Source organism: Streptomyces violaceorubidus (assembly GCF_000717995.1).
In the GTDB taxonomy this organism is placed as follows: Bacteria; Actinomycetota; Actinomycetes; order Streptomycetales; family Streptomycetaceae; genus Streptomyces; species Streptomyces violaceorubidus.
On the sequence record NZ_JODM01000066.1, the window covers coordinates 1 to 9,185 of the forward strand.

The following is a 9,185-nucleotide window of genomic DNA, read 5'->3' on the forward strand; positions in this document are numbered from 1 at the left end:
GAGCTGCTCACGGCGGACGCGGCACGCGAGCGCGGCACAGGACTGCTCCGCGCGGCGGCCGGCCCACCGAAGGCGAGGGCGGCGATGGTCCTGCTGCGCCGCTGAGCGCAGGACCAAGGGCCGCTGGTCACCGGGCGGGGCCGGGGGCAGTCGACTTTACGTGTTGCCGACCCGGTCGTTGATACCTTTCTTCCCGTACTTCGACACGTATCTTAGGAACTCATGAACATGAGCGGTCGACCCACACCTCGCACGACGCTTTCCACTGATCCGGAACACGCCCGGCAGCAGCCCTACGACATCGTCCTGGTCGGCGGCGGCTCCGCCGGCTGCGTCCTCGCGGCCCGGCTCACCGAACGCGCCGACCTGCGTGTCCTGCTCCTGGAAGCGGGGACAGCGGCCCCCGATCTGCCGGAGGCCGTGGCGTTTCCGACCGCCTGGCCCACCCTGGTCAAGACGGAGGCGAACTGGGGCGACACGACCGTTCCCCAGAACGCCGGTACCCCCTCGGCCCAGCCAGGGCCCAGCATCGCACTGCCCCGCGGCCGGGGCATCGGCGGTTCCTCCGCGATCAACGCCATGGTCTTCGGCCGCGGCCACCGCACCAGCTACGGCGCCTGGGCCGACCACGGCGCCAAGGGCTGGGACTTCGACGACCTCCTCCCCTACTTCCAGCGCAGCGAGACCGCCGTCGGCGGCGCCCCCGGACGCGGTACCTCCGGTCCGCTCACGGTCGGCCCGACGGCCGACCCCAACGAGGTGCTGGCCGCCTGCCTGGAGGGAGCGGTCGAGACCGGGCAGCGCCGGGCCCGCGACATCAGCGGCGGTCTGGAGGAGGGCTTCGCCCCGGTCGACCTCAACATCGTCGACGGCCGACGCCAGAGCGCGGCCGATGCCTACCTCACCCCCGTGCTGGACCGGCCCAACCTGGACGTGGTCACCGGCGCCACCGCGCACCGGCTGCTCTTCGAGGGCGAGCGCTGCGTCGGCGTGGAGTACGGCGTCCATGGACGTGTGCACACCGCCAGGGCCGCACGTGAGGTCGTCCTGACCGCCGGCACGCTCGGCAGCGCGGGCATCCTGCTGCGCTCCGGGATCGGCCCCGAGCGGGAGCTGCGCGAGGCCGGGGTGGAGGTGTTCCACGCGCTGCCCGGCGTGGGCCGCAACCTCCACGACCACCCGCGGATCAACCTCGTCCACCGCACCCGCCGCACCGTGCCGCCCGCCCGAGGCAATCACGGCGAGATCATCGGCCTGCTGCGCAGCAGGCCCGATCTGGACGGCCCGGACCTGCAGCTCATCTTCATCGACGCCCCGTCGCCCAACCCGGTCGCCCCGGTGGACAACGGCTTCACCATCGGCGTTTCCCCGATGCGCCCCTTCAGCCGCGGCACGCTGAGGATCACCTCGGCCGACCCGTACGCGGCACCGGTGATCGACCCGGCCTACTTCACCGACGAACGGGACGTGCAGGCCGTGCTGTCCGGCATCGCGACGGCCCGTGAGATCGCCGGATCCGCGGCGCTGGCGGCCTGGGGCGTCGAGGAGATCGCCCCCGGGCCGGACGTCGCGCAACCGGAGGCGCTGGGCCGGTACGCCCGTACGGTCTTCCAGTCCTACTGCCACCCGGTGGGAACGTGCGCGCTGGGCGAGGACGAGAGCTCCGTGGTCGACTCCGAGCTGCGGGTACGCGGGCTCGCGGGGCTGCGCGTCGCCGACGGATCCGTCATCCCCTCGATCCCGTCGAACAACACCAACGCGACCGTGTACGCCGTCGCGGAACGTGCCGCCGAGTTCATCCGCGACGCCGCCTGACGTCCCCCGCCGTCACCCGGGATCGCGGGTCGGGCCCTTCTCGGCCGATCCGCGTTCTCGGTCCCTTCGGTCCCTGCCCTGACCGCCTCGGTGCCCGGTCCGGCAGGCGGCCTCCCGGCCCGCAGGGCGCGGATCAGGGCTTCAACGAATAGAACCCGATGCGGGAGTTCGGTTCGAAGCCGATCCGGGGGTACACCGGTGCACCCGCTTCGGTGGCGTGCAGAGTGGCTCGCGTGATTCCGGTCGCGCGGCCGCCCTCGTACAGGGCCTTTCGCGTCACCGCCTCGCCGTACCCGCGTCGCTGCCGGCGCGCATCGGTGGCGACCAGCACGACGAACAGGCGGCCCACCGCCTCAACTGTCGCGGCGGCGACCGGGACACCGTCCCGCAGCGCCAGGTAGGCGTACACGTCGTTCTTCCACAGGCGGGAGCCGGCGATGCCGTCGCGGCAGTCCTGAGGGGGAAGCCGTAGGCACGCGCGTGATGTCCGCGTAGACCTCCACCTGTTCGTCGGTGCGCACGCGGGTGAAGGTGAGGTCCGGGTGCTGTGGATCGGGGACGGGCAGGAGGTCGCCGGCCATCCCCGTCCCGGGGAAGGAGTGCGCCAGACCGGCCCGGTCGGCCGCTTCCGCCGGCACCGCCCCGGGGGTCGTCGTCGAGCAGGTCCTCGAAGAGCCACAGGAATTGCGGCTGCCGCCGCCAGGTTCGTCACCGCGCATCCTCGCTTCGTCGCGTACCCGTTCGTCCCTCACCGCGTCCGATACAACGAGCGGCTCCGGTACGGGGGTTCGGGCTCCCGGGCCCCCGTGGTGGGCGGTATGTCGAACGGCCGCCCACCACCCGCGCGTCATGCGCCGGCGAACAACCGCGTTCAGGCGACGGCCGCCGCCAGCTGGTCGGCGACCTCGCTCGGCGAGGGCATGGCCTCGATCTGCTGGGCGGCGCGGCGGGCGTTGTCCCGGTACTCCGCGTTCCCGAGCACCTCGGTCACCGCCTCCGCCACGGACTCGGCCTTGGCCGGCGGCATGACCGCGACACCGGTGCGCGAGCCCGCGACCGCGCCCGCCTGGAGGAACTGGTCGGCGCCCTGCGGTACGACCACCAGCGGCACTCCGCGCGACAGGGTGCCCATCGTGGTGCCGGCCCCGCCGTGCGTGACGACGACGTCGATGCCGTCGAGGATTTCCGCGAGCGGGGTGAACGCGACGAACTCCACGTGGTCGAGCCCGTCGCCGAAGTCCGCCGCGGCGCCGGTCAGACCGAGCGTGACCACCAGGTCGGCGTGCCCGGCGAGGGCGTCGATGACCGGGCGCAGGGCCTCGGGCGTGGCGAAGTGGGTGCCGAAGGACAGCAGCACCCTGGGCCGGGAGCCGTCGCCGGTGGCCGTGGCGTCGGCCGTCCCGCTGGGGGTGTCGGGGCCGCGGTGGGCCTCGGGCCGCAGCGGAAGGCGGCCCTGGGGCGGCGCCCAGTCCGGTGCCCGCAGGATCTCCGGGCACGGGTCCAGGTACCAGGCGGGCGCGGGGACGGTCAGGCCGCGCTCCTTGTAGCGGCGCTCGGCGACCGCGTCGAAGACGTCGGTGAACTGGGCGGGGATCAACGGGCCGAAGGCCAGCCTGGCGTACGGCACCCCGAGGGTGGCGGCGACGAGCGGACCGACGTAGTCCGTGGCCTCGGCCACGACCAGGTCCGGCCGGAACTCGCGCGCGGCGGTGACCGCCTCCTCGGCGGTGAGGTCGATCCGGGCACCGGCGAACAGCTCCGCCGCCACGGCGGGGTCGGGCGCGGTCGGGTCGTCCACGCCCGCCAGGCGGGCCGCCTCCGCGAGCAGCACGGGAATCTCCGGGCCGACGGCGAGCAGGGTGAGGCGCTCGGCGTCGAACAGCGGGCCGAAGCCGGCCGAGGTGATCACGGCCACCTCGTCGCCGCGGTCGCGGAAGGCACGGGCGAGGGGCAACAGCGGAAGGAGGTGCCCGTGCTGAGGAGTACTGGAGAAGAGGATGCGCATGCCGGGAGTCTAGGGCATTGACTGAAGACACACTTCAATCAATTGAGAAATACTCATCGCAACAGTGCGGCACACACTGCCTCGCGAAGAAACATGTGGGCACTCTCCCAGTCCCAGCCGATGTGCAGCATCCGGTGCCACGACGGCGGGGTGACGAAGTACTCCAGGATGCGCACCGCATCGCGCGGGGTCACGCCGGGCCGGAGCGCACCCAGGTGCTCCAGCTGTTCCGCCACCTCCGTGAAGCGTGCCCGCTGGAGGTCCTCGGTCTCCCGCAGCAGGTCGGCGATGTCCTGGTCGACCGCCGCGGCATCGGCGAGGACCGTCATGGTGCGGTGGTGGTGGCGCACGAGATCGCAGGTCTGGCGCACCACCAGACGCAGCACCTCCTGACCGCTCGTGGCACTTTCCACGGCGGCGAGCACCTCGCCGATGCCGGGATCGCCGGCGGCGCGGGCGGTCAGCGCGGTGACCAGGGCCGGTTTGGCGCCGAAGGTCGCGTAGACGGTACCCGGGGCCACGCCGGCCTGATCGGCGATCCGCTTGATGGTGACGTGGGGGTAGCCGTGTTCCGCGAAGAGCACCTCGGCCGTGTCCAGAATCGCCGCTCTCGTGGCGGCGGCCGCGCTTTCACGCACGGTGGATCGGTAGGCGCGGGGTGTCATGGGAACAGTCTAGAACCGCACGCCGAACGGTCCCCCGGCCGCAAAGGGACGGGGGACTCGGATCACGGGTTCCCATGGCTTCCCGGCCGGACCACCGGTCGCGACGGTTCGGTCAGCCGTCCGGGTGGCACGGCCACGTCTGGATGGAGGCGATGCGGTTGTCCCACGATCCCAGGCCGCTGTACCAGCCGTAGGGCTGGATGTAGAAGGTGCTGCCGGCTCCCCACTGGTACTGGGCACCGCAGAAGGCCTTGCTGGTGCGGTTGATCACGGACGAGATGTTGGTGCCCATGAAGCCGTAGCTCCGCGAGATGCTGTTGAGCTTCCCGTTGTTGATGTCGGTCCAGGTGACACCGATGCCGCTGCCCTGGTAGTTCCCCTGGTCCCAGAGGCACAGCGCGTACTGGCTGGTGCAGGCGGACGACCCGGAGTTCGCCGGGAACCAGGCGTCGGCGGAGGCGGTTCCCGACGCGCCGAGTGTGATGGCGGCGGCCGACGCGCCGGCGACGGCCAGGGCCCCCAGGCGCTGCTTCAGCTTGCTCACGGTGTGACTCCTTCGCGTTCGTGCGGGGCGGCTGGGTGCCGCAGGAAGGACACGAACGCGAAGGTCGGCGAGGTTCACCAAGGGGGCGGCTACGTCGTGGGGGTACCGGCGACACCGTCCGGCCGGTCGGCCCGGTGCTCGTCCTTGAGCTGGGCGAGCTTGGCCAGGGTGCCCTCGCGCCGCGCCTTGCGCCAACCCTGCTTGGCGAACACCCCGTTGAAGAACATCTGCACGCTCTTGACCGGGGGCGCGGCGAAGCCGGACGTCGTGTGCGGGGCGTACACGACGGTGTCGCCGTCCACCTCCAGCCATCCGGTGCAGACCCGGTTGGCCAGGCCGATCGCCTGCCGCCCGAAGGTGTGCGCCGTCAGACCCGCCCGGCGGGCGCCCTGCGGCAGCAGCCCCGGGGCGCACTCCAGCAGCAGCCCCCGCGCGTCGTGGCCGACGACCCGGACCGGGACGACGACCGGGTAGCCGTCGGCTCCGCGGTAGCCGACGAGCTGGTGCGACAGCTTCGTCATCTGACCGTGCAGCTTCCGCGTGTCGACGCGCGGTCCCGTGCCCTTCGCGGGGGCCGACTGCGTGTCCGGCACACCGGGCCACTCGGCGCCGGCGACGGTCCGCTCCCCCTCGCCATGGAGGTCGGGCCAGGAGACGACGCGCTGGACGGCGATGTCGATCACGATCCGGTTGTCGAAGTAGTCCCGGAGGACCCAGTCCCAGAACTTGCCGGAGGGCACCGTGCCCAGGAACCGTTCCACGCGCGGGGCGAGGTCGGCGAGCGCCTCGGGCGACGGCGACAGCGGCACCTCGGCGCGGCCCTGCACCACGGCGAAGTCCCCGGCCGTCGCGAATCCGTGCTCCCGCGTGTGGTAAGCCATCGCGACGCGCGAGTCGCGCAGGATGTGGAACAGCTTGCCGTTGAAGGCCAGCGAGGTGGTGACGGCGATCGTGCTCGCGGCTCGGTCCACGAGGCCGGTGGGTGAGACCGGGATGACCACGCAGCCTCCGGCGGGAGTGCCGTAGGCGAGTGCGGTCACCAGGTCGCCCTCCAGCGCGTCCTGCACCGCGTCGGACCAGGGCACCGTGCCGGAGGCCGGCGGAGTTGAGGGTTGCGTCATGGGCGGCATCATATGTGTCTCGCTGGCGACCCCTCGACCAGGCAATTAGCGTCCATATACATGTAGTTGAAGGCTCCACTCAGCGAGACACGCCTGTGCACACCCAACGTTTGACAGGGCCGAGAACGCTGGCACAAGGTATGCCGCATCGCCGCCGACGCACTGTCCGCGGCCAGTCGGGGAGGATCTCTCTCGTGAGTACAGGTACATCGTCCGGGGAATCGCGCGTGCGCTCTGCGAACATCCGCATGGCGGCGATCGGCGGCTTCTTCGGAGGTGTCATGGGCGCGGTGGTGAGCGCCTGCGTCAACGGCACACTGGTCGGGTTTCCGTCCGACGAGACGACCAACGTGGTCAACCACGCCATCACCGGACTGGCGAGCGGCTTCTTCGCCGGGTTCGTCGGCCTGCTGGTGCACATGCGCAAGACGGGCGCGACCGGTCGGAGCTCGCTCGACCAGGGCTGACGACCGCAGAAGATTGGTGAACCCTTGACCAACGAGCCTCCGTTACTCAAGGGGGCCATTGCCTTTCTTCAAGGTGAACAGTGTCCGAACTCTTCGTTTCCTGACGCCGTTCGAGGCGTGCGCCTCACGAGCGAAGACGTTCATCTCCTCTCCATTGACCAAGATCACGGATCGCGCGGAAACTTGATCCGCACGGCAATGGAAGGACGCACATGTCCTGGTCGACCTGCCAGTACTGGGCCAGTGTGCAAAAACGCCTGGGCCGGTGAGCAGCAGGGCGTCACGGGTTCCTACTCCTGCGGCCACGCCGGCAACGGTACGGCCAACCTGTGGCACAGGTCCTAGTACTCCAGCAGGACCTTGGTGTCTGACCTGGGACGATGCGGGGGCGGCTGGAGTGTAGCGGTATGGAAGGTGGTCAGGGGCGGTCTCTTCGGGACCGCCCCTCGATCGTGCGACAGCGCCGCTGGTAGTGACAGTGGCGGGGCAGCCTCCGAGGGTGATCACCGAGCATGCTGCCGCGCAGTGGGACCTTGAGCTGGACGATCTCTTGGTGTCCATCGGGCATCGCTTCGGCCGGGTCGAACTCCGCCGCCGCATGCGTGACTACGTACGCGGGCTGCTCGTCCCGGTGGCCCGCAAGAACAGCTGGCAGCTGGCCGAACAGGCTGGCCACCGCCCGCCCGATGGGCTGCAGCACCTCCTCGCCGGATCGAAGTGGGAGCCCGATGACATCCGCGACGACCTGCAGGGATACGTCTCCGGCAAGCTCGGCGAGGCTGACGGCCTGCTGATCATCGACGACACCGGGTTCATCAAGAAGGGCACCACCTTGGCCGGGGTCCAGCGCCAGTACTCGGGAACCGCCGGACGGACCGAGAACTGTCAGATCGGCGTCTTCGCCGCCTACGCCTCCGCCCGCGGCCGGGCCCTGGTCGACCGCGAGCTCTACCTGCCGAAGTCCTGGACCGAGGACCCGGAGCGCTGCCGCGCCGCAAGGGTCCCCGACGGGCGGGAGTTCGCCACCAAGGGCGAACTGGCACGGCGCATCGTGCTGCGGGCCCTCGCCGAGCCACTGCCCATCGCCTGCGTCACTGCGGATTCCGCCTACGGACAGGACAACCGGTTCCGCCGGCTGCTGGAGCAGTCGGGTGTCGGCTACGTGTTGGCCGTCCCCACGTCACAGTTCGCCGTGGGCTGTTCACGGATCGAGGTTCTGTTCGCACAGGCCCCGGACGAAGCATGGGAGGAGATCTCCTGCGGCGACGGCGCGAAGGGGCCCCGTGTCTACCACTGGGCGGCGGTGCGGCTGCCGGCCGTCGCCGAGTTCGACTACCAGGGCGAGGTCCCTCACCGGATGCGGTGGGCGCTGGCCCGGCGCAGCATCCGAAGGCCCGACGAGATCGCCTACTACCTCGCCTACGCACCCCTTCAGACCACGGTCCAGGAGCTGGTGCGGGTAGCCGGGGCGCGCTGGGCGATCGAGGAGTGCTTCCAGGCCGCGAAGAACGAGTGCGGCCTGGACCAGTACGAGGTCCGCCGCTACGTCGGCTGGTACCGGCACATCACGCCGGCCATGCTCGCGCACGCCTTCCTGGCCGCCACGGCACACCAGGCCCGGGAAAAAGGGGCGGAACAGATGGGACAGCCGGGGCCGTCGGGCTCACAGCGGCCGAGGTTCGGCGACTTCCTGGCAGCTTGTCGCGTCCGGCCCCCGCACCTGAGCGGACACCGAGGCAGACGCCACGCGCTGAACTGGTCGAGCTGGCGCTGCCGACGCCAAGCGGTCGCCCGCCACTGTCACTACCAGCGGCGCTGTCGCACGATCGAGGGGCGGTCCCGAAGAGACCGCCCCTGACCACCTTCCATACCGCTACACTCCAACCGCCCCGGCATCGTCCCAGGTCAGACACCAAAGTCCTGCTGGAGTACTAGCCACCATCCACGACAGCACACTCACCTTCCGCCACCCACTCATCCGCTCCGCCGTCTACCAAAACGCCCGCTTCGCCGAACGACAACACGCCCACCAAACACTGAGCAACATCCTGACCGACGACCCCGACCGCAACACCCTGCACCGCGCCCATCGTCTTCGCATGTGTGGAGGCGTCTCGTTGGCTGACCCCGTGGAGCGGGGAAAACTGATCGCGGACCGTTATGAGCTGATCGGCCGTCTGGGCCGGGGGCATGGGCGAGGTGTGGGCCGCGCGAGATCGTGTGCTCCACCGCGAAGTCGCACTCAAGCTGCTGGATCTCGACGGGATTGCCCAGGCTGACCTGTCCCGGCGGTTCGAGCGCGAGGCGGTGGCTGCTGCCCAGATCGTCCACCCCAACGTCGCCGCCCTGTACGACCGGGGTATCCACGACGACGTGTTGTTCCTGGTCATGGAGAAGGTCGATGGTCTCCGCGGACGCGTCCGGCTCCGCCGGGCCCGGAGCCTCAGAGCGGGGTGACGCCGACAGCCTCCAGGCGCTTGCGCCTGCCGACGTCCATGCCGTGCACGGTAAAGTAGTGCCACGGCTACTTCGGTGGGTGACGACGGGCTCCAGCCCTCGTCGATCTCC

7 protein-coding genes and 2 pseudogenes are annotated in these 9,185 nt (G+C 70.6%); 4 read left to right on the plus strand and 5 right to left on the minus strand.

Annotated elements, in window-relative coordinates:
- Nucleotides 1–228: 228 nt before the first annotated feature.
- A complete protein-coding gene (locus tag IE94_RS0133585; protein ID WP_051777868.1) occupies nucleotides 229–1,815 on the plus strand; it encodes a GMC family oxidoreductase in 1,587 nt (528 codons plus the stop codon).
- Nucleotides 1,816–1,948: 133 nt separating this feature from the next.
- Here IE94_RS0133585 and IE94_RS36485 read toward each other — a convergent pair.
- From IE94_RS36485 to IE94_RS0133610, 5 genes and pseudogenes are all read right to left on the minus strand, one after another.
- A pseudogene (locus IE94_RS36485) lies at nucleotides 1,949–2,514 on the minus strand (GNAT family N-acetyltransferase); the annotation flags it as partial.
- 172 nt (nucleotides 2,515–2,686) lie between these two features.
- Entirely contained in the window at nucleotides 2,687–3,820 is a 1,134-nt protein-coding gene (locus IE94_RS0133595) for a glycosyltransferase (protein WP_030192025.1), read from the minus strand.
- 53 nt (nucleotides 3,821–3,873) lie between these two features.
- Nucleotides 3,874–4,485, minus strand: coding sequence for a TetR/AcrR family transcriptional regulator (locus IE94_RS37380; RefSeq protein ID WP_051777863.1), 612 nt, complete (start codon nucleotides 4,483–4,485; stop codon nucleotides 3,874–3,876).
- A gap of 112 nt (nucleotides 4,486–4,597) precedes the next feature.
- Complete coding sequence (locus IE94_RS0133605) at nucleotides 4,598–5,029, minus strand: peptidase inhibitor family I36 protein (protein ID WP_030192028.1); 432 nt, start codon at nucleotides 5,027–5,029, stop codon at nucleotides 4,598–4,600.
- Between the two features lie 89 nt (nucleotides 5,030–5,118).
- Nucleotides 5,119–6,150 carry a hypothetical protein gene (locus IE94_RS0133610; RefSeq protein WP_157849430.1) on the minus strand — a complete coding sequence of 344 codons (1,032 nt, stop codon included), beginning with the start codon at nucleotides 6,148–6,150 and terminating at the stop codon, nucleotides 5,119–5,121.
- 227 nt (nucleotides 6,151–6,377) lie between these two features.
- Between IE94_RS0133610 and IE94_RS36495 the strand changes: the two genes are divergently transcribed.
- From IE94_RS36495 to IE94_RS0133630, 3 genes and pseudogenes are all read left to right on the plus strand, one after another.
- Nucleotides 6,378–6,617, plus strand: a complete 240-nt coding sequence (locus IE94_RS36495) for a hypothetical protein (RefSeq protein WP_157849431.1) — start codon at nucleotides 6,378–6,380, stop codon at nucleotides 6,615–6,617.
- Between the two features lie 499 nt (nucleotides 6,618–7,116).
- A pseudogene (locus tag IE94_RS0133620) lies at nucleotides 7,117–8,241 on the plus strand (IS701 family transposase); the annotation flags it as partial.
- Between the two features lie 566 nt (nucleotides 8,242–8,807).
- The gene (locus tag IE94_RS0133630) at nucleotides 8,808–9,074 is read left to right on the plus strand and encodes a protein kinase family protein (RefSeq protein ID WP_030192037.1); all 267 of its coding nucleotides are present in this window, start codon (nucleotides 8,808–8,810) and stop codon (nucleotides 9,072–9,074) included.
- Nucleotides 9,075–9,185 lie beyond the last annotated feature (111 nt).